The sequence below is a fragment of the Komagataeibacter sp. SM21 genome, assembly GCF_041402665.1.
Taxonomy (GTDB): domain Bacteria; phylum Pseudomonadota; class Alphaproteobacteria; order Acetobacterales; family Acetobacteraceae; genus Komagataeibacter; species Komagataeibacter saccharivorans.
The window spans coordinates 1-15,425 of record NZ_JBGLOV010000014.1 but is presented as its reverse complement, the minus strand read 5'-3'; the positions used below and the strand labels follow the sequence as shown (position 1 = coordinate 15,425).

At 58.6% G+C, this 15,425-nt stretch carries 30 protein-coding genes and 1 tRNA gene; 15 read left to right on the top strand and 16 right to left on the bottom strand.

Going from position 1 to position 15,425, the window contains the following annotated elements; all coding sequences use genetic code 11:
- Positions 1-6 precede the first annotated feature (6 nt).
- The gene (locus ACBR42_RS13080; protein ID WP_102323453.1) at positions 7-1,233 is read right to left on the bottom strand and encodes a mechanosensitive ion channel family protein; all 1,227 of its coding nucleotides are present in this window, start codon (positions 1,231-1,233) and stop codon (positions 7-9) included.
- A 177-nt stretch (positions 1,234-1,410) separates the two neighbouring features.
- On the opposite strand from ACBR42_RS13080, the gene ACBR42_RS13075 reads away from it, so the two are divergent.
- Positions 1,411-1,485, top strand: a tRNA-Met gene (locus tag ACBR42_RS13075).
- A 62-nt stretch (positions 1,486-1,547) separates the two neighbouring features.
- Here ACBR42_RS13075 and ACBR42_RS13070 read toward each other — a convergent pair.
- The 12 genes from ACBR42_RS13070 to ACBR42_RS13015 form a co-directional block, all read right to left on the bottom strand.
- Positions 1,548-2,876: a tyrosine-type recombinase/integrase gene (locus ACBR42_RS13070; RefSeq protein ID WP_371208301.1), complete on the bottom strand. Its 1,329-nt coding sequence runs from the start codon at positions 2,874-2,876 to the stop codon at positions 1,548-1,550.
- Positions 2,877-2,936: 60 nt separating this feature from the next.
- Entirely contained in the window at positions 2,937-3,371 is a 435-nt protein-coding gene (locus ACBR42_RS13065; RefSeq protein WP_371208300.1) for a hypothetical protein, read from the bottom strand.
- Entirely contained in the window at positions 3,368-3,607 is a 240-nt protein-coding gene (locus ACBR42_RS13060) for a hypothetical protein (RefSeq protein WP_371208299.1), read from the bottom strand. Before ACBR42_RS13060 ends, ACBR42_RS13065 begins: the two co-directional genes overlap by 4 nt.
- The gene (locus tag ACBR42_RS13055; RefSeq protein ID WP_371208298.1) at positions 3,604-3,858 is read right to left on the bottom strand and encodes a hypothetical protein; all 255 of its coding nucleotides are present in this window, start codon (positions 3,856-3,858) and stop codon (positions 3,604-3,606) included. The genes ACBR42_RS13060 and ACBR42_RS13055 overlap by 4 nt, the downstream gene beginning before the upstream one ends.
- Entirely contained in the window at positions 3,855-3,980 is a 126-nt protein-coding gene (locus ACBR42_RS13050) for a hypothetical protein (RefSeq protein ID WP_371208297.1), read from the bottom strand. Before ACBR42_RS13050 ends, ACBR42_RS13055 begins: the two co-directional genes overlap by 4 nt.
- Positions 3,977-4,264 carry a hypothetical protein gene (locus ACBR42_RS13045; RefSeq protein ID WP_371208296.1) on the bottom strand — a complete coding sequence of 96 codons (288 nt, stop codon included), beginning with the start codon at positions 4,262-4,264 and terminating at the stop codon, positions 3,977-3,979. Before ACBR42_RS13045 ends, ACBR42_RS13050 begins: the two co-directional genes overlap by 4 nt.
- A 23-nt stretch (positions 4,265-4,287) precedes the next feature.
- Positions 4,288-4,584, bottom strand: a complete 297-nt coding sequence (locus ACBR42_RS13040; protein WP_371208295.1) for a hypothetical protein — start codon at positions 4,582-4,584, stop codon at positions 4,288-4,290.
- Positions 4,581-4,853 (bottom strand): hypothetical protein, encoded by a 273-nt coding sequence (locus tag ACBR42_RS13035; RefSeq protein WP_371208294.1) that lies wholly within the window; start codon positions 4,851-4,853, stop codon positions 4,581-4,583. Before ACBR42_RS13035 ends, ACBR42_RS13040 begins: the two co-directional genes overlap by 4 nt.
- The gene (locus ACBR42_RS13030; protein WP_371208293.1) at positions 4,850-5,212 is read right to left on the bottom strand and encodes a hypothetical protein; all 363 of its coding nucleotides are present in this window, start codon (positions 5,210-5,212) and stop codon (positions 4,850-4,852) included. Before ACBR42_RS13030 ends, ACBR42_RS13035 begins: the two co-directional genes overlap by 4 nt.
- Before the next feature lie 193 nt (positions 5,213-5,405).
- Complete coding sequence (locus ACBR42_RS13025; RefSeq protein WP_371208292.1) at positions 5,406-5,918, bottom strand: hypothetical protein; 513 nt, start codon at positions 5,916-5,918, stop codon at positions 5,406-5,408.
- A gap of 44 nt (positions 5,919-5,962) precedes the next feature.
- Positions 5,963-6,235 (bottom strand): hypothetical protein, encoded by a 273-nt coding sequence (locus ACBR42_RS13020; protein WP_371208291.1) that lies wholly within the window; start codon positions 6,233-6,235, stop codon positions 5,963-5,965.
- 187 nt (positions 6,236-6,422) lie between these two features.
- Positions 6,423-6,794 carry a helix-turn-helix domain-containing protein gene (locus ACBR42_RS13015; protein WP_141260424.1) on the bottom strand — a complete coding sequence of 124 codons (372 nt, stop codon included), beginning with the start codon at positions 6,792-6,794 and terminating at the stop codon, positions 6,423-6,425.
- Between the two features lie 93 nt (positions 6,795-6,887).
- On the opposite strand from ACBR42_RS13015, the gene ACBR42_RS13010 reads away from it, so the two are divergent.
- Positions 6,888-7,118 carry a helix-turn-helix transcriptional regulator gene (locus ACBR42_RS13010; RefSeq protein WP_141260425.1) on the top strand — a complete coding sequence of 77 codons (231 nt, stop codon included), beginning with the start codon at positions 6,888-6,890 and terminating at the stop codon, positions 7,116-7,118.
- 30 nt (positions 7,119-7,148) lie between these two features.
- On the opposite strand, the gene ACBR42_RS13005 is transcribed toward ACBR42_RS13010, so the two are convergent.
- Together ACBR42_RS13005 and ACBR42_RS13000 are read right to left on the bottom strand one after the other, a co-directional pair.
- Positions 7,149-7,391 (bottom strand): hypothetical protein, encoded by a 243-nt coding sequence (locus ACBR42_RS13005; RefSeq protein WP_371208290.1) that lies wholly within the window; start codon positions 7,389-7,391, stop codon positions 7,149-7,151.
- Positions 7,392-7,414: 23 nt separating this feature from the next.
- Complete coding sequence (locus ACBR42_RS13000; RefSeq protein WP_371208289.1) at positions 7,415-8,341, bottom strand: hypothetical protein; 927 nt, start codon at positions 8,339-8,341, stop codon at positions 7,415-7,417.
- Between the two features lie 45 nt (positions 8,342-8,386).
- Between ACBR42_RS13000 and ACBR42_RS12995 the strand changes: the two genes are divergently transcribed.
- From ACBR42_RS12995 to ACBR42_RS12935, 13 genes are all read left to right on the top strand, one after another.
- Entirely contained in the window at positions 8,387-8,569 is a 183-nt protein-coding gene (locus tag ACBR42_RS12995) for a hypothetical protein (RefSeq protein WP_371208288.1), read from the top strand.
- Complete coding sequence (locus ACBR42_RS12990) at positions 8,562-9,182, top strand: hypothetical protein (RefSeq protein ID WP_371208287.1); 621 nt, start codon at positions 8,562-8,564, stop codon at positions 9,180-9,182. Before ACBR42_RS12995 ends, ACBR42_RS12990 begins: the two co-directional genes overlap by 8 nt.
- A complete protein-coding gene (locus tag ACBR42_RS12985) occupies positions 9,182-9,388 on the top strand; it encodes a hypothetical protein (RefSeq protein WP_371208286.1) in 207 nt (68 codons plus the stop codon). The genes ACBR42_RS12990 and ACBR42_RS12985 overlap by 1 nt, the downstream gene beginning before the upstream one ends.
- A gap of 166 nt (positions 9,389-9,554) precedes the next feature.
- Positions 9,555-9,827 (top strand): hypothetical protein, encoded by a 273-nt coding sequence (locus ACBR42_RS12980; RefSeq protein ID WP_141260432.1) that lies wholly within the window; start codon positions 9,555-9,557, stop codon positions 9,825-9,827.
- Positions 9,827-10,030 carry a hypothetical protein gene (locus ACBR42_RS12975; RefSeq protein ID WP_371208285.1) on the top strand — a complete coding sequence of 68 codons (204 nt, stop codon included), beginning with the start codon at positions 9,827-9,829 and terminating at the stop codon, positions 10,028-10,030. Before ACBR42_RS12980 ends, ACBR42_RS12975 begins: the two co-directional genes overlap by 1 nt.
- Complete coding sequence (locus ACBR42_RS12970; protein WP_371208284.1) at positions 10,027-11,232, top strand: hypothetical protein; 1,206 nt, start codon at positions 10,027-10,029, stop codon at positions 11,230-11,232. The genes ACBR42_RS12975 and ACBR42_RS12970 overlap by 4 nt, the downstream gene beginning before the upstream one ends.
- The gene (locus ACBR42_RS12965; protein WP_371208283.1) at positions 11,229-11,432 is read left to right on the top strand and encodes a hypothetical protein; all 204 of its coding nucleotides are present in this window, start codon (positions 11,229-11,231) and stop codon (positions 11,430-11,432) included. Before ACBR42_RS12970 ends, ACBR42_RS12965 begins: the two co-directional genes overlap by 4 nt.
- Positions 11,433-11,645: 213 nt before the next feature.
- Positions 11,646-12,191, top strand: a complete 546-nt coding sequence (locus ACBR42_RS12960) for a hypothetical protein (protein ID WP_371208282.1) — start codon at positions 11,646-11,648, stop codon at positions 12,189-12,191.
- Positions 12,192-12,304: 113 nt separating this feature from the next.
- Positions 12,305-12,712, top strand: a complete 408-nt coding sequence (locus tag ACBR42_RS12955) for a hypothetical protein (RefSeq protein ID WP_371208281.1) — start codon at positions 12,305-12,307, stop codon at positions 12,710-12,712.
- 382 nt (positions 12,713-13,094) lie between these two features.
- Positions 13,095-13,217, top strand: coding sequence for a hypothetical protein (locus tag ACBR42_RS12950; RefSeq protein ID WP_371208280.1), 123 nt, complete (start codon positions 13,095-13,097; stop codon positions 13,215-13,217).
- Positions 13,218-13,364: 147 nt separating this feature from the next.
- On the top strand, positions 13,365-14,240 hold the full coding sequence (locus tag ACBR42_RS12945; RefSeq protein ID WP_371208279.1) for a tyrosine-type recombinase/integrase: 876 nt from the start codon (positions 13,365-13,367) through the stop codon (positions 14,238-14,240).
- Positions 14,241-14,284: 44 nt separating this feature from the next.
- A complete protein-coding gene (locus tag ACBR42_RS12940) occupies positions 14,285-14,464 on the top strand; it encodes a hypothetical protein (RefSeq protein WP_019085778.1) in 180 nt (59 codons plus the stop codon).
- A complete protein-coding gene (locus ACBR42_RS12935; protein ID WP_019085779.1) occupies positions 14,461-15,069 on the top strand; it encodes a DUF3164 family protein in 609 nt (202 codons plus the stop codon). The genes ACBR42_RS12940 and ACBR42_RS12935 overlap by 4 nt, the downstream gene beginning before the upstream one ends.
- Positions 15,070-15,084: 15 nt before the next feature.
- On the opposite strand, the gene ACBR42_RS12930 is transcribed toward ACBR42_RS12935, so the two are convergent.
- Positions 15,085-15,425: hypothetical protein (locus ACBR42_RS12930; protein ID WP_371208278.1), on the bottom strand; the 341-nt coding region annotated here is incomplete at its 5' end.

Below are 15,425 nucleotides of genomic sequence, written 5' to 3'. Positions count from 1 at the left end.
TGGGGGTCAGCCATGCCCCTGCCCGCCATCGGTCGATCCCATACCGCCGCTCATACCATTACGCGGCCCCATATAGGCGCCCGGCGGCGGGCGTGAGATGGGTGGTGACAGCATGGCCGGATCACCCATCATATCCAGCCCCGATGCGGATGCGACGTGCGAAAGCCGGTCACGCGGCAGGGCTTCGGGGCATTCATCGCGCAGGAAGGCAAGGATCTGTTCGCGGATTTCACAGCGCAGGTCCCAGCTCTGCATGGCGGAACGCGCGCTTGCGATCACACGGATCGTCATGACATGGGCGTTGCAGTCGGAAACCTGAACGGCGAATTCCTTGCCATCCCACAAGGGGGCGGAATGCACGATTTCACGCAGCCGTGCCCGTATCCGGTCCATCGGCGCGTTAAAATCCACATAGATGAACACAACCCCGATCAATGCCGCGGAATTATGGGTCCAGTTCTGGAATGTATTTTCCAGAAAATAGGAAATCGGCACGATATGCCGCCGCCAGTCCCACACACGCAGCACGACGTAGGTTGAGGTGATTTCCTCCACCCACGCCCAGTCCCCGTTGATGATGATGAGGTCTTCCATACGGATGGGCTGGGTCATGGCGATCTGCATGCCCGCGAACAGGTTGGTCAGCAGCGGGCGCGCGGCCAGACCGACAACCAGCGATGCCGCACCGGCGGAAGCGAACAGGCTGAGGCCATATTGCCGTACCGGCTCGAACGTCATCAGCGCAGCACCGATGGTCAGCAGTCCGATCAGCAGATCCGTCGTGCGGCGCAGGACGCGCACCTGAGTCATGTGCGTGCGTAGCAGGATGTCGTCCTTGTCATCCTTGCCATTGATCCGCCTGAGATAGGCGTCGGACAGGATACGGGTGGCGACAACCGCCGCATAACCCAGCATCAGCACGAACAGCACCACCAGCGTATGGGTGGCGACCTGCATGATTGAATAAGGCAGCCCCGAAACCGGCAGCGCCGTGCCCACGAAAAGAAGCACCAGCATGATGCGCACGGGGCGCTGCATGGCCATGGTGAAGGAGCGTATGAAAGCCCCACGCTTCTGTCCCGGAATGCGCAGGATCAGTTTCGTGATGAATCGGCTGAACATTTCAGCAGCCAGACCCGCCACGCAGAGCATGAGGATGGAAGACAGCAGGCCGGGCAACCAGCCGAACATCAGGCGCAGGGCAGTCAGAAATCTAAGGAATTCAGTTCTCACAAAGGATACGCAGCCTTTTCGGGTTGTGTGCGTGCCATGGGGTGAGCGGACACTTTTACCCCCTAACGACTGAGCCTGACAAATCAGGCGACTTTTTGCGCTTTTTCATGCAGGTGCCCAAAACGCGGGTTGACTTCCCCCATAAGCGCGGGTATTTCGCACTCATCCTAACGCGATGGCGGTGTAGCTCAGCGGTAGAGCAGGGGAATCATAATCCCTTGGTCGGCGGTTCAAATCCGTCCACCGCTACCATCACGTTAGGGTTTATCCTCAAGGACTTAGACAACTTTTCTACGGCTGGGCCGGTATGGTTGTTAGTCACTTTTTCTCCCCTGTTTGAAAATGTTAGTCACTCCCCTCTTTTCCTGCTGCTGCTCCAGGGCGCGATTGGAGAGCTTGGCGATGGCATTCACCGCGCGGGTTTTCTGCTCGGCATGACGCACATATGCGCTTACAGATGCGGCCGTAGTGTGTCCTGTGATCGCCATGATTTCCCGTTCCGTGCATCCCATTTCCGCCAACCATGACGCCGCTGTCGCCCGCAGGCCATGCCACACGATTCCTTTCAGCCCGGCAGACCGGATTGCCTTACTGACAGCGGATTGAAACTGTCCTAGTTCCCACGGCCTGCCCGGTATGTATGTCAGGATGGTATCCGCGGTCCGAAGCGTCAGTTCCCGTTCAAGGACGATTTTCAGTTCGGGATGGCAGGGTATCCATACCTTTGCGCCCGTCTTTTCCTGCACGACCTCGATCACGTCCCCATCAAAGGCGCTCCAGGTCATGGCAATCTGGTCGATCCCGCGTTGCCCCGTACCTAGCGCAAGCAGAAGGGGCAGCCGAAACTGCGGCTTTTCCCGCAGGAAGGTCTGAATTTCCTCACGCGTCCATGCGCGATATCCCGGACCGGTCTTGAGCCGTTTGGGACGAAGGGCCGGGTTATCGGAACGCATGCCGATCTCGATGGCGTAGCTCATCAGGATCGAAAGCATCGATACTGTCTTGTTGGCACGACGCGGGCTTGGAATCGGATCATCCCCTTCTTTCCGGCCGGGGCGGAAAGCGTAGCGATCGCGGACCAGCCTTACGGCTGCCCTGTCCAGTTCAGACACCAGCGCCATGCCGAAATCGTCCTCCAGCGGCTGGAGAAACTTTTCATAGTCCTTCCGCGTGCTGGGCTTGAGCTGCGTCCATTCTGGTGTTCCCCGATAACGGGCTATCAGTTCGGCCAGGCTGCCGGGAATAATGCCCGGCCGAGGCCTTTCGCTTTGCTCAAAACGGTTATGGATTTCCTGATAGGATTTCAGAAACTCGGGGCTGCCTATCTCGCCCGCGATCCGCAGGCGAACACCATGCCGACGGTAATAAGCGTATTTTTTGCGACGGGCCTGATAGGTATTAACGTAAGGTAGAACGACGTTGGCCACTGGTCTTCCCTGCCGCTGCAGCCGCAGCAGCCCATGAATTTGTTGTCTGCTTCTTTTCGGGCTGATCTGAGACAGTCTGCCCCTTGATCCGGTCCATCCAGGCATCCAGTTCTTCAATGAACCAGACGACCCGGCGACCAGAGATATGATGGGGCTTGGGCGCATTGCCTTCGGCCACCTCTCGCCGCAGCGTTGTGACGCTGATGCCGCCGGCATACGCGGCCGCCAGTTCCTCGCTCATGGCACGCGGCCAATATGGCAGGCGCGATGCGTCCTTCATGCCGTGACGTCCTTCTGTTCCTCTGTCATCCAAGCCTGCACGCCACGCGCACGGATCAGCTTCACATTCCCTTCCCTGACCAGCGGCCCACGGAATACAATCCGGCAGGGGCTACCGCTTTCGACCACTTGGCCAAGGTACTGACCGGTCCCGTCGCCGTAGATTTCCACGTCATAGATCTCCTGCCCGAACCGGAGACCGCGCAGGCACGGATGCGCCTGATCGTTCAGGGCATGCGGTTTCAGTCCTTTGGATGCGTAGGCGGCCGCGATCAGGACGTTGGCGGCTGCCCGGCGATAGTTATGCAAGTTGGGCACCAATGCACCGCCACGGATGGTCTCGACCATAGCGTCGGGACCACGCGGGTCATTGTATGATTCGCACAGCGCACGTGCTCCGGCTTCTACGACTTCGCTGGGAATGGTACTCACGGGGCAACCTCCTTCAGCGAAGTAATCACGGTCTTGACGGTGCACAGTTCAACGATGCCCAGAACGGTATCAAGGTCTACGTTCAACGTTTCCTTTATGGCCTTTACTGATTTTCCCGCACGCAACATATCGAGCGCCTGCTGTCGCTGGGGCTGAGTGAGGGCGCGTGCTTTCTTTTTCCATCGGGCCTTGATGGTTGCGGCGGTGATGCGCTTGAATTTGGTGGGCTGTTTCATTCGACCGCTCCCGCTTTCCCAAGCATGCAGTAGGTCGTGATGAAGCGACCACGCTCCTGATATCCCGACTTGGCCAGCATGCCGCTGCGGACCAGGTCATTGAGGATCCGCGTGACGTGGCTCTGCCGTTTCAGGCCGGGCATGAAGCGGCGCACGGTCGTGGCCGGGACAGCAGGCGCATGGGTGTAGCGGATGGCGTCGCGGTGGGCGTCCAGCACCTTCTGGCGCATGCCGATGTGGACTGTCTTCATGGCAGGCACTCCAGAATGATCAGCCCCAGACATCCCCACACCACGCAGCACAGCAGCACATGGGCACCGACTTCCTGCGCCGTCGGCAGGTTATGGCGCACGTGCTCGGGAAGTCGGATCATGCCTGCTTCCCCCCGCTGTCAGCCGTTTTCTCATCTTTGATGGCCAGAATATACGGCGTCAGATGTTCACTGATGTCGCCCTGCATATCGATCCCCATGTCGAGCAGATCGACCGCTATACGTGCCGCATTTTTCCCTAGCAGCGGAAGCACGTCAGCCCCGCGCAGCTTGGCTATGCTGGATCCATAGCCAGAAGATGTGCCCAACGGGAAAAAGCATCTGGGCAATCTGGCGACCTCATCGAACGCCCGCACTGCATCCCGATATTGCTGACGCAGTTGCATCACAGTTTCCAAGTTACAAAGCCTCATGTCCGCACCTTCCCCGCCTTCCGGCGCGCGGCGAAAATGGTGGCTTCGATCTCGCCACTGGCGTTGTCGATGGGGGCTGCGCGCAGCAGCAGGCTTTCCATGTCCATCCAGCGGGCATCGGCCTGACTGGTGGCGTGGCGGCAGGCCTGCTCGATGCCTTCGGCTTTGGCCTGCTCGGCATCGACCATGAAGCGGTTGTGCTGGTGCAGCAGGTTCATGGCGACGGACTGATTGGTCAGGGTCGAGCGCGATGCCAGATCGCGCGGCGCCATGGGGCGGAAAATGTCGGTCATGCCGCAGCTTCCTTGTCGTTCGGTACGTGGCTGGCCACGCGGTGGCAGCCGATCTGGTGGGCAATGATGTCCTCGGCATCCATGGCCTGGATCAGCAGCGCCATGCACTGGCGGATGCGCCAGCGTTCAGCGTGGGTGAGGACAATGCCGGGAGCGGGGTGGGTGCACAGCGCCAGGCGCAGCTGGCGTTCACATTCCTGCCGGCGCAGGACCGCGGTCTGCAGGTCACGCACCTCGCTGGGGGCGATCGTGGGAAGCGGAAGGGTCATTGTCCGTCCCCCGCCTCTCTGATTTTTTCGGCAAGAACCGAGGCCTGCAGGGCATCCCATGCACGCTTCACTTCGACGAATTCCAGCACGGTGACCGTCCCACGCCCGGCAAAATTCTTGCTGAGCAGCCGGATCAGGTCGAGGGCCAGGCCAACGCGGTGCAGTTCCAGCAGGCGCTGCCGGAATGGGCCATCACCATCCAGACACTGCTGCTGGATGTCCGCGATGATTGCCCGGGCACGGGTTTCATCCTGCGCGGAGAATACCACGGCTGCGCCGGGGCCAAGCGGCTGCCACCGCATGGTGTCCAGACTGATGACCTTTTCCGGCGGCTCGATGCGGGTCAGGTCGCCGCTCATGCGCCTGCCCCTGACGGAAAAATATGGGCAACAGGCAATCGGGGAAGGCTGTTGTCAGCCTTCCCCGCGCCTTCCATCATCGGGCTGTTCAACGACTCGATGAGGAAACCTATGGCACAACAGCCTGCACCTGCTCGTCCACCCGTCCAGCCATCAGGACGACCACCGGGACAGGTAAACCATGAACCGCCCGTTAAGAAATAGTGTGAACCAGCATTATCGCTTTTGGCGCTGCCAACAAAACTGATGCGATAAGAAGCAGCGAAGAAATGAACAGATATTTTGCCATTCGGCTTAATATCTGTTCGTTCTGCTTGGTGGTTGTCTCTGCACGTGCCGCAAGATTTTCGGTCATCTCCAATTCGGTTTGATACGGCATGGACATGATGTAGCCTGCGTTGTCCCCCGGCTGTCCCCATTTGCGTGGCCGAATAATCGGAACACTTATCAAGGCTGCCAGAAAAGCGGCAACCGCTGCGATAAACAGTACCCACGAGTGATACTGAACGGCCGCGGCAAGCAGGGCAGCAGTCAATGTGATGGACCACCCGATGCAGGAAATTGCACGGTTCATAAACTTGCCTAGCGCATCCAGCTCGGCATCGATCCGTTTTTCCGCCTGACGCAACGCCTCTTTGGCGCACCAGAGCCGTAAGCCGTTTGTTCTGACTTCTCCAACGTCGATTGTATTCGACTGCTCTGCCATGCGACTTCTCCTGAACGGGCGCGAGCATAACAACTGTTGTGCGCCTATGCATCGGTATGATCCGTCACTTCGGAAATATCGGCTTCCCTGACGATCGCTTCAGCGACATAGGCGACCAGCAGCCGGTCGCGTGCGGCGTCAATCTTCAGGATATCGGCAAGTGTGATGGTCTCCGCACCGATCATGAGCACATCGAGCAGGTCCAGCAGGTCATAGGCCCGCTGCTGCCGGCAATTGGAGGCAGCGGACTGGATGTCATCATCAAGGACGCGACCGGCTTCCAACTGTATGCGCAGATTGCGTGCGGACGACATCATGCCGATGCCGAAGTCAAGTTTCAGATGAGACGCCGGCCCTGAGCCTTTCCAAACGAAACGCTTCGGGGTGTCCGACGGGGATAAATCAGAATCGGTAGACATAAAAACCTCCATCGCGGGTGGCGATGGAGGTAGTTAGCTTTACGCGCTAAAATCTGTCCAGATATTTTTAGCGTAAAACGCTAATTCATTCTGACTGGACGTCCCGCCTCGATAAGTTTTTGCCCATTTCCAACCAAGCCTCTACAGCCTCGGGGCTTTTCTCACTAAACACTTCGTATGCGCGCTTCATCCATTCTGGCAAACGTGCATCCCCTGGCGCAAAAAAAAGTCGGTCTGCTGTTACGCCATAAACCTGCGCCAAAAGCTCAAGATCTTCTACCTTCACGGCGGTCTCACCACTTTCCCATTTTGCGATTGTGGCTTGGTCCATACCCGCCAGATCAAGGCGAATTTCTCCTATCCTGTTAGCAACAGCTTGGCGTGATAGCCCCTTACTCTCTCGCCATGCACGCAAGTGGGGCATGCGATAATGAACGGTTCGCTTACGTTTGCTCATAGCCGCAGGATGTTCTGATTCACTGCTTACCTCCTATCGGGCTATTAGCGAAATTCGCTTGACCGCAATTTAGCTTTATGCGCTAAACGAAGCATGATGCTTAAAGATATCCGCAAAGAGCTCGGGTTGACGTTGGAGGAAGCCGCGACACGTTTGGGTGTCCATTTTTCGACTTGGCATAAGTGGGAAAAAGGGAACGTCCCTCCTCACCGGGCGATCCAGATTGAGGCTGTCTTTGGCATCTCCCGGGCAAGAATACGCCCGGATTTCTTTGATCCGACCGCAACTTGTCCCGTGATGCCAGAGCACCGGGGGGCAGCATGAGCGAGCAAACCCATGTTGCCCACTTTCCGATTACGCCGCACTCATGCGCAGAATCGCTGATAGCCACGGTATCGGATCGTTCATGCTGCTCTTTTCGGGCAATGCATAGACCCGGAATTTCATCTTGGTCACGATCTCGCTTGGATAAGCAGGAAGGCTGGTCGCATTCGCTTCCCGGATCACGACTACGGCCTTCACCAGAAAATACCATTTCTGGATCTGCTCATCGAACAGGCGTGTGTATTTCAGGGAATGCACTTCACGGATTGCCATCTTTTGCCTCTGGTTTTGGATGGTTAACGGATACGATGCGACCAGAGCCATTCACCCAGACTGGGAATGGCGTTGCCGCTGGCGGGATCAGTCGCGGATGTGACCTGTCGGTATTTGATGACCTGCATTTTCTGGTCAAAGGCGCGTCGGATATTGATATCGACCACCACGGTCACGCGCTGATTGACGACGTAGGTGAACGATTCAACAGTTCCGACGCACGTTTCCGGTCCGTTCTGATCCTCGTAATCCACCATGACATTACATGGAGAAATCGGGATCAGGATCGTGTCGCGGGATGGTTCCCGACGGCGACTGTTAGGCGGTTCGATGTCATCACCGGCATATTTGGGCTCACGCGGACACAGCGGGGCTTTTTCGTCGAGATACGTGCGCAAGTCCTGTATTTCCTCCCCTGTTTCGGGATCGTAGGCGTCAAGGATGCGGTCGGCGCGAAACATGCGCTGCGCATTCCGCAGGTGGCAGAAGGCTGTCAGATACAGCGGCACGACCGCGTGCGTCGGCGTCCACCCCAACGTGTAAGACAGGACATCTATGTTGCGGTCCGTCGGTGTTCCGCTGCCGCCCAAATAGCTGATGTGCAGGGGAATGCGGATGCTGTCCTTGCCGCCTGCGCCGATTGCGAGATCGTCGACAACTCCGTCAGTGTACCGCCCCAGTTTGGCGTGCTGGGGCAGTTTCTGGGTATGGACTGCTGCGCTTTGGGAATGGTCGCTGGGTGCGCTATTGGTCTCAGTACGTTTGCGCCGCCCAAACATGCTGATGCACAGGCACACTGGTACGGTAGCGCAAAACGCAACCAGCAGAATCAACGACAAATTATCGCCACTCATCATTTTTCCGATGGTCGCGTGATAGGTGTCTTCTATCTTCCCCCATATCCATGTGCCGACCAGCAGCACGATTATTATGCCAATCAGCGCGGGCATTGTCCTGCCCGCATAAGCATGGGTTTTGGGTGCACGAGTTCCTCCATGGTGTGTGTTGCAACAACCATGGTGGGCCAAGCGGGCCGGTCGGACAATCGACCGGCCCGTAAGGGCGGTCATGCGCCCGCAGGCCAGACCTACGCACCGAGTGCTCCCGCTTACGCGGTCGAGCCGGTGCGTGACCTGTTTCCCTCAACTTTCGCGATAGGACATCGCCCCTATGGGTAAAAAATCTGACTACTGGACGCATCCCCAGAACAGGCGCGCGGCGTGCCTGGCCATGGCCATCCGGCATGCCGATGCGGCCTGCTACAATTATGATGCCGAGGACGTAATCGCGCATGCGGCTATGTTCGGTGATTACATCATGACTGGCGAAGCGCCGTCGATGGATGACGACACGGACATGGGCGATGGCGCATCTGAGCCGGTTGTCGGTCTCAATGCCGGTCTGGGCACGCTTGATAATGAACCGTTGCTGGATATGAAGGTGACACAGGCTGCAACGAAGCCGACCGAGAGTGTCCAGGACAAAGCAACAGCTGACCTCGCTTACGACATCGAGAGCGAAAAACGTGAGATCGAACAGAAGCTGGCAGCGGCGCAGCAGCTGGGTTTGCGTCTGGAAAACGTTAAGGTCATTGATGGCGAGCCAATATGCCATTGGCATTTTAAGGGACGCGACAGCCTGTTCCTTCGCCTTATCGTAAAGACTGCAGCCGAAGATATCTCGTCGAAGATCGATAAGGTCTTTAATGCGGGTTTCATTATTCATGCGGTGCATTACGACGATGCTGGCTTCCCTTGCGTATCGTGGTCGCCGGTCAGCGCGGCTGCCTGATGACCCGTCGTTCACCCACCGCCATGACCAGCAGTGCAACCTGCCAGTGGATTGAGGGGACCGTGCGCCATGGCGTGCGGCCCGCGTTCTGCGGCAGGCCAGCATGCGTGCGTCGTGTGTGGTGTGGTGAACATGCGGTGCGTGTGTTCGCGGCCCCAGTGGCTGCGGATCAGGACGCACCTGAACAGAATGAGGTGTCAGCATGACTGCCGCGTCAGGTCTGTTGTGGTGCGTGTCCCTTCCCTCACCCGCGATGGCTGGGACACGCGCCGTTTCCCGTAAACTCCTTTCCTTCCGATTCCTGATCTCATCTGCATCTGATCGAGATCATGGAGGATTCTGGTGGGAAAAGATCGGTCTTTTTGGGGAAACATGTTTCCCTCGGTAAGCGCCCCCAACCCAAAAGCGGCCATTCGTGAGCGACTGGCAGCAATCATCCGCAACACGTTCAGCATGCACCGCTTTGCTGCGGAAAAAGCTGCGCGTGCGTCCAGCAGCACGCCGCGCTGCACCAAGAACTGGCTGGCGGGGAAGAACGTGCCGGATGCACCAACGCTGATCGAACTCATGGCCTCATCTGACGCGCTTGCAGATGAGGTGATGGCTCTGGTCCATGAACGACGCCAAGCGCGAGAAGGTCGATAATGTCGTGGTTTAAGCTGAAATTCTGTCGATTTGGCGTTGGTCGTGATGATGGACCTCCCCCGTCATTCCGCATGGGCTGGATCCGCCTGTTCTGGTGGCCGCACGACTGGCTCGAGTTGGTCAACGCTCTGGAAAACTCTCTGCGAAAGGCGAAGCAGGCGAACCAATGCGCCAAAGGTGTGCTGGAGGATGACCAGAAATGACAGGACAACTGCCCACAGTTGCCGATTTCGACGCCGGGGCCGTGCCGCCGTGGTCCATGATCCGCACCATGCCAGCCGAGGCGCGCGGCGTGGCGCATTCCCTGTTCGATACCCTCAAGGCCAACCGGATGATCGTGCTGCGCAGCGGTACGCACATGCTGACGGATGCCGAGGTTGCGACCTTCATAAGCGAAAGCCCAGACGTGCTGGCCCGCACGCTGCCCATGATCGAGCAATGGGGCTTTGCCGCACGGGATGATGATGGCGCGCTGTACAGCCCCCATCTGCTGCAACGCGAGATCCGTCGGCAGGAGCGTGCGCGGCGGCGTGCCGAGCGGGACGAGGCCCTGCGCCAGTTCGAGGCCGCGCAGGCGGCCGGGTCCATTCCTGCGGACGATACGCTGCGCGGCTACAAGGCCCGGATCAATGGTGAAAAGGGCGGCCGTCCTCGCAAGGGTGAATTACCAGAGCAGGCACGCGCCCGCCGCGCACAGAAAGCCGAGGACGCCGTCCGTCAGCGCCACATGCCGCTGATGGTGTCTGTGCCGGCCAGCCAACCCCTGGAAACCGAAAACCGAAACCAAAACCCAAATCGGTTTTCGGTTTCCAGGGGTTCGGTTTCAAAACTGGGTTCTTCGGTTTCCGTAGATATAGATAAAGATAAGGATATTAATTCATCTATATCTGAATCTGTCGAAACCGGTTTTCCCCAAACCGAGGCCGTTATCGAACGCGGCGCCGTCGATCGGACGGTCAAGGCGGTGATGGAGGCAGCAGGCTTCCCCAGCTACAGCACGCGCCGGCATATCGGCATGGTCCGTAAATGGCTCCAACAGGGCATACCGGAAGCCGTGATTGTCCAGGCGGTGACCGATCACACGGCTGACATGCACGAAAACCGGGAAGTTCCCCAGCACGCAGGCTGTTTCGACAAGCCCGTGCAGGCGGCATGGTCCCAGCACCAGATTGCGGCAGACCTGCCCGAACCGCCGCCGTCACCGGTCATGGAGGAATGGGAAAAGCAGGCCCGCGCGGATCTGGCCGAGGACCGGCGCAAATGGTCTGACCTGATGCAGCAACTGGGCGACTACGGCCGCGCCAAGCGGGAATGGGCCCAGACTGCTGCCAGCCTTGGCAGGCCAACGGAATTGACCCTTGAGGCCTATCTGGATGCCTACCGGCCGCAGGATGTGGCGGCATGAACATGCGGCGGCACAAGAACGTGCGTGAACTGATCGCACGTGCTCGTGCCAAAGGCTGGCGCGGCAGCCTGACCAGCAAGGGGCATATCCGCCTGATGCATGACCGTGCGGCACGGTTTGTCATCGCGCCTGGCACGCCATCGGATTACCGGTCGTGGAAAAATACGCTGGCGCAGATGAACCGGCTGGTACCGGCCTGATCCCATGTGGATTATTTCGCGGGTTCTGGTCGCGCGCATCGCCTGAAACTGGCGGGAAACGGGAAAAATCGAATCGGTTGCTGACCTGTGTACAAAACGGGGATATAATCCGATCAATTCCCGACCACTGATCGATCCTGCCTATGACCCGGATGTCACAGGTTCCGCAAAGAGACGATGACGCCGGGAGTCCTGCTTACTGAAAGGCTTCGCGTGTCAGTCGCCGCCCTTTCCCGTCGTCGGGCACAGTCGCCCGCTCAGTCTGCCTACCGTCCCGATTTCCGGCCATCGGAGACACGTATCGCCCACCATGACCTTGCGCTGGTGGATGTCGAGATCACCAAGAAATCCCGCCCTGTCGAGGTCTGGCGTCGGTGCGCCGGGCTGTATGGCCTGCTGCGTTCCAAGGCGATTACCGAAGGGCAGGTTCAGTCTGCCCAGTTCTGGGCAACCGATTACGAAATCAGCGCCTTGGGCGGAACCGATCCGGAAATGGAACACGGTGCGAAACGCGGTGATATTCATGACGCCATGATCGGGCGCATGGGATCTGCTGCACGGCGCGACTACATCCGCCAGCGCATCGGTGCGCGCGGCGAGCAGCTGCTGGTGCTGCTGATGATCGATGGGCTGTCCCTCAATGACATGGCGGCACGGCTGAAACAGGACAAACGCAACACGTCAGGCGCGCTGTGTTTTCTGCTGGAACAGCTTTCCGAACATTATGACGGGATGCCGGGACCGTTATGGAAAGGTTGACGTGCCACCGCTTTTAAGTCAATTGTGGCAAACTATCGTTATGCGTGGGTCCAGAGAATGGACGCCACGCTTTTTTTATGCCCGCTCGGGCGTTCCCAACATAGAGCCATCAGATGAAATCACAGCTGCCGACCCTGTCGCGCGGCGACATTGTCATGCGTGGAAACCGGCATGGCATCGTCGTGACCCTGACAAACCGGCGAATGTTGGTCGTACCGCTGGAATGGAGACCGTTCCCGCGTCATCGGGCAGATATCGGAATCGGGACACTGGCGTCGCAGGTCATGTTCCATGATGCAGTTGCGCGGTGCGGGGATCGCCAGTGGGTAACCCGGGAAGCCCAGCGTTTTGCGGGCCGCGTGTCCCCCGTTGTCGTGACAGCGATCGTGAATGCCATCCGACGGGAAGAAATCGACCGGCAGAGTGAGCGGTTTCCCGCCGGCCTGGTCAAATCGACATTGGCCTTCGGTCCCATGATGGGCAGTCGCGGGCGTCGCGTTGGCGCGCCTTCGCTGGGGTAAACTCGCCCCCCGGGTACACAACACTTTCTAGCACTGAGAAAGCTGCCGTTTTTGGCTGTTCTGAACGGCATGTTTCCTCAGCCACGCCTAGTCAGACTTTTTCGGGCGTTGCTTCCCCGATAACAAAGTCATGGCTTGAAAAAGCAAAGGCCGCCGGTGGGCAAACACCGACGGCCTTCTGTTCCACCCCCTGAACGGACCAGAGGATGAATAAGCCTGATTATAGCAAGGATCTGGTGAAAATGAATCTCCATTCGATGGAAATACATGGCCACCTACCGTCCATCGTATGGTGGGCAGTTGCCTTCGCAATCGTCGTGATTGCCATCAGCATAATGTTGGTCGTGCTGGGACACTATGGCGTTTATGGAAACAGCAAATAATGACTGATCTGATCCATGCGCTTAGCGCAATGCCGATCGTTCGGTTCTTCGATCTGCTCATTCTGGCGGGATGGATCGTGGCGCAGCCCATGCTGTGCATCGCCATCTGGCGCGACCCATAGCCGCAAGGATAACTCAAAGTTATCTGGCAGCACCGGATCGGGCATCCGCAAGATAACCCCGTGCAGGGGCCTGATAGCCGCAAGATAACACCAGTTATCTGGCGGATTTCAGGGGGGCTTAACCACCCCGTTTTATAACGAAATCATATGGTTAGCGGAGACCGCGCCATGCCGTCCACTGATGAGGCCCCAAAAGCCCCTCAGAACTCGGCCGACAATCTGCTGATCAAGACATGGCTTCACAACCGTGGTGCGAACACGCGCCGCGCGTATGAAAGCGATGTCCGCGCCTTCCTTGCGCATGTGGGCAAACCACTGGCGCAGGTGACGGCGGCCGACCTGCAAAGCTGGTACGACAGCCTGACGGGAGCGGACGCCACGCGACGGCGGAAGCTGATGGCCGTCAAGTCGCTGCTGTCCTACGGCGCTGCCATGGAAATGCTGCCCCGCGATGTGGGGCCTGCCGTCCGTGTGCCGAAGATGCGCGACAGCCTGCATGAGCGGATCCTTACGCAGGAACAGGTGCGCGACCTCATTGATGGGGAAATGGACCCGCGCAAGCGGACCATGCTGCGCGTCCTGTATGCCACCGGCCTGCGCATCTCCGAGCTTTGCGCCGTCCGGTGGAAAGACCTCAAGCGCCGCCAGCAGGGCGGCGTCGCCCATGTGTTCGGCAAGGGCGGCAAGAACAGAACCGTCGAGATCCCCGCCAAGGTGTGGAAGGAGATCGTGGCGCTGCGTGTTGATAGTCGGCCAGAAGCGCCGATGGTCCCCGGCCACGATGGCGGTCCGCTTAGCGTCGATGCGGTCCACCGCTCCGTTAAGCGGGCCGCGAAGCGCGCAGGCCTGCCATCGCAGGTTTCCGCGCACTGGCTGCGCCATGCGTATGCCAGCCACATGCAGGACAACGGTGCGCCAGCGCATGTGGTGCAGCAGCAGCTGGGCCACACATCGCTGGCGACCACGACACGATACAGCCACGCACGCGAAGGCGCGGGCGCTGGGAAATTTCTGGACCTGTAGCGTCACGCACGCCGGTCCCCTCACCCGTGAAGCAAGGAAGCCTCATGAAGCCGAGCCGCAAGCCGCGCCAGCCCGCAACGGATGTCACTGTCTGGGAGCGTGCCGCCGCGCATTATCGTCGTATTGCGGGCCGTGACCGTCGCCCTGGCGTGAAGATCTGGGCCAGCGACCGCGCGGCGGAATGCGCGGCCAACATGCGGCGTGCGCAGCGGGAGGCCGCATGATGGTGCCCGAAGGCTACATGCAGGATTCAGGCGGTCGCCTTGTGCCCCGTGACAAGGTCAAGCCTGAACACCTGATGGTGGATGAGCTGGTGCGCGAGACGTTCACCGGCGCAGCGGAACTGCGAAAGGCGCTGAGTGGGTTTCGCAAAAAAGCCTTCGAGGACATCCGCACCGTCCTGGCGCTCATTGCCGAGAAGTATGGCACCACATATGGCGGTCAGAAGGGCAACATCACGCTGACCAGTTACGACGGGCTGAAAAAGATCACCATCGCGATGGGTGATTCCATTTCGTTTGGACCGGAACTGCAGGCTGCCAAGTCGCTGATCGACAGCTGCCTGGGACGCTGGTCCAAGGGCGCTGACGAGAACCTGCGCGTCATCGTCACCGATGCGTTCGAAGTCGGCAAAGAGGGCAAGATCCGCACGGACAAGATCCTCAGCCTGCGCCGCCTCAATATCGATGATGAGGAATGGCTGCGCGCGATGCAGGCCATTTCCGACAGCATCCGCATCGATGCAACCAAGGCTTACATCCGTTTCCATGAGCGCGCCCGGCCGGAAGATGACTTCCGCCAGGTGCCGTTGGATATTGCGCGGGCTTAATTCCGAAGACTGGAATTATACATCGAAATCAATGCCATATCTTTGAGACAAAACCGCTTCCGGATTGATAGTATTATTGGCACCGTCTCCACAAACACCACGCCCGAAAATATCAAGGAAAGCTTTTACTAGATTGGCTAAATCATCATTGGTGACCCACGTTTTTTCGGACATCTGATAAATCCAATCTAATATATGAGCAGAATGATGGATGTCACCTAGATAGACCTGGAGGGTTCGAAAAACCCTCTGGTATTGAGGTCTGCTCTGTGATTCCATTTTCCTTGCGTTGATTGGAGTATGGATCATGAAGCAGGCGGGATTTTTTGACGTTGAAGAGCGGCTTGCCCGGCTGA

Coding starts and splice junctions, on each gene's coding strand:
- ACBR42_RS12995 (WP_371208288.1), top strand. CDS start 8,387: ATGGTGTGTGTTGCAACAACCATGGTGGGCCAAGCGGGCCGGTCGGAC.
- ACBR42_RS13050 (WP_371208297.1), bottom strand. CDS start 3,980: ATGATCCGACTTCCCGAGCACGTGCGCCATAACCTGCCGACGGCGCAG.
- ACBR42_RS12940 (WP_019085778.1), top strand. CDS start 14,285: ATGAAGCCGAGCCGCAAGCCGCGCCAGCCCGCAACGGATGTCACTGTC.
- ACBR42_RS13030 (WP_371208293.1), bottom strand. CDS start 5,212: ATGAGCGGCGACCTGACCCGCATCGAGCCGCCGGAAAAGGTCATCAGT.
- ACBR42_RS12985 (WP_371208286.1), top strand. CDS start 9,182: ATGACCCGTCGTTCACCCACCGCCATGACCAGCAGTGCAACCTGCCAG.
- ACBR42_RS13020 (WP_371208291.1), bottom strand. CDS start 6,235: ATGATGTCGTCCGCACGCAATCTGCGCATACAGTTGGAAGCCGGTCGC.
- ACBR42_RS13055 (WP_371208298.1), bottom strand. CDS start 3,858: ATGAAGACAGTCCACATCGGCATGCGCCAGAAGGTGCTGGACGCCCAC.
- ACBR42_RS13045 (WP_371208296.1), bottom strand. CDS start 4,264: ATGCAACTGCGTCAGCAATATCGGGATGCAGTGCGGGCGTTCGATGAG.
- ACBR42_RS12975 (WP_371208285.1), top strand. CDS start 9,827: ATGTCGTGGTTTAAGCTGAAATTCTGTCGATTTGGCGTTGGTCGTGAT.
- ACBR42_RS13005 (WP_371208290.1), bottom strand. CDS start 7,391: ATGGCAATCCGTGAAGTGCATTCCCTGAAATACACACGCCTGTTCGAT.
- ACBR42_RS13015 (WP_141260424.1), bottom strand. CDS start 6,794: ATGAGCAAACGTAAGCGAACCGTTCATTATCGCATGCCCCACTTGCGT.
- ACBR42_RS12980 (WP_141260432.1), top strand. CDS start 9,555: ATGTTTCCCTCGGTAAGCGCCCCCAACCCAAAAGCGGCCATTCGTGAG.
- ACBR42_RS12955 (WP_371208281.1), top strand. CDS start 12,305: ATGAAATCACAGCTGCCGACCCTGTCGCGCGGCGACATTGTCATGCGT.
- ACBR42_RS13040 (WP_371208295.1), bottom strand. CDS start 4,584: ATGACCGACATTTTCCGCCCCATGGCGCCGCGCGATCTGGCATCGCGC.
- ACBR42_RS13010 (WP_141260425.1), top strand. CDS start 6,888: ATGATGCTTAAAGATATCCGCAAAGAGCTCGGGTTGACGTTGGAGGAA.
- ACBR42_RS12935 (WP_019085779.1), top strand. CDS start 14,461: ATGATGGTGCCCGAAGGCTACATGCAGGATTCAGGCGGTCGCCTTGTG.
- ACBR42_RS13070 (WP_371208301.1), bottom strand. CDS start 2,876: ATGCCGGCGGCATCAGCGTCACAACGCTGCGGCGAGAGGTGGCCGAAG.
- ACBR42_RS13000 (WP_371208289.1), bottom strand. CDS start 8,341: ATGCCCGCGCTGATTGGCATAATAATCGTGCTGCTGGTCGGCACATGG.
- ACBR42_RS12945 (WP_371208279.1), top strand. CDS start 13,365: ATGGTTAGCGGAGACCGCGCCATGCCGTCCACTGATGAGGCCCCAAAA.
- ACBR42_RS12990 (WP_371208287.1), top strand. CDS start 8,562: ATGGGTAAAAAATCTGACTACTGGACGCATCCCCAGAACAGGCGCGCG.
- ACBR42_RS12965 (WP_371208283.1), top strand. CDS start 11,229: ATGAACATGCGGCGGCACAAGAACGTGCGTGAACTGATCGCACGTGCT.
- ACBR42_RS13025 (WP_371208292.1), bottom strand. CDS start 5,918: ATGGCAGAGCAGTCGAATACAATCGACGTTGGAGAAGTCAGAACAAAC.
- ACBR42_RS12950 (WP_371208280.1), top strand. CDS start 13,095: ATGACTGATCTGATCCATGCGCTTAGCGCAATGCCGATCGTTCGGTTC.
- ACBR42_RS13035 (WP_371208294.1), bottom strand. CDS start 4,853: ATGACCCTTCCGCTTCCCACGATCGCCCCCAGCGAGGTGCGTGACCTG.
- ACBR42_RS12970 (WP_371208284.1), top strand. CDS start 10,027: ATGACAGGACAACTGCCCACAGTTGCCGATTTCGACGCCGGGGCCGTG.
- ACBR42_RS13060 (WP_371208299.1), bottom strand. CDS start 3,607: ATGAAACAGCCCACCAAATTCAAGCGCATCACCGCCGCAACCATCAAG.